Here is a 1133-nt window from a genome sequence, read left to right on the forward strand (position 1 = left end):
ACATGGGTCTTGCCCGTGCCGCTGGGACCGAGCGCGATGACGTTCTCGCGGCGCTCGATCCATTCGCAGCGCGCCAGTTCCAGCACCTGCATCTTGTTGAGCTTCGGGATGGCGGCGAAGTCGAAGCTGTCGAGACTTTTGACGACCGGGAACTTCGCCGCCTTGATGCGGCGCTCGACCTTGCGGCGGTCCCGCTCGATCATCTCCCGCTCGGCAAGCCGGGTCAGATATCCGACATGATCGACGCCTTCGGTGGCGCATAGCCGGGCCAGCTTCTGATATTCGCGCTGGAAGGTCGGCAGCTTCAGGGTTTTGAGATAATGGGCAAGCAGGATCTCGGGGGCCTCGGTGCTCATGCCGCTTCCTCCCCTTCAATGCTACCGAGCAGATGCATGTAGGCCTTGACCGAGGTCTTCTCGACATTCGCCCTCGGCAGGTATGGGTAGATGGACAGGTCCAGTCTCGGTGGCCGACGCTCCACCCGGCACAGGATCAGGTGCTTGACCGCATCGAAGCCGATCGCACCGAGTTGGAGGGCCTGCTTCACAGCCCCATGCAGATCGCCAAGCTCGAAGCTTTCCAAGAGTCGCAGCACCTGCACATACTCGCGCCGGCCGTGCTTGTTCATCCTCGCCTCCATCAGGCGGCGCAGCGTGGCGAACTCGCCGGGCAGGTCCCAACCCTGGAGAGGGGCAGCCTGATCCAGCGAATTGATCTTCTGCTCAATCAGCGGCAGGTAATGCAGCGGATCGAAGACGACGTCTTCGCGTTCCCAGCACCGCGGATGGCGGGCGATGATCTCGCCGCGGCAGCCGATCACCACCACGTCGACGTAGCCGCGAACCCAAACGTCCTGATGGCCGAAGGCGACCGGGACGGAATAGTCGTTGGTCTTGTAGCGGACCAAAGACTGGGCCGTGACACGGGCGCTGGCCTGGTCGCAGGCATCGAAGGGTGCCGCCGGCAATGGACGCATGGCGGCAAGATCCCGCTGCAGCCGTTCGCCGATCGTCTCGTTCTCGCCGCGCAGCCTGTCATGCTGGCGCTTGCGGCATTGCTCTTCCAGCCAGGCGTTGAACGCCTCCCATGTCGCAAACCGCGGGATTGGCACCATGAAGTTGCGGCGCGCATAG

General features: G+C 63.4%; 2 protein-coding genes. Both read right to left on the reverse strand.

Going from position 1 to position 1133, the window contains the following annotated elements:
- On the reverse strand, positions 1-356 hold a 356-nt coding region (locus BFN67_RS20485; RefSeq protein WP_139789277.1), incomplete at its 3' end, for an ATP-binding protein.
- Positions 353-1133 (reverse strand): Mu transposase domain-containing protein (locus BFN67_RS20490; protein WP_425349810.1); only part of this gene is annotated, 781 nt, incomplete at its 5' end. The genes BFN67_RS20485 and BFN67_RS20490, both read right to left, overlap by 4 nt.

The sequence above is a fragment of the Manganibacter manganicus genome (genome assembly GCF_002075885.1).
GTDB classification, from domain to species: domain Bacteria; phylum Pseudomonadota; class Alphaproteobacteria; order Rhizobiales; family Rhizobiaceae; genus Mesorhizobium; species Mesorhizobium manganicum.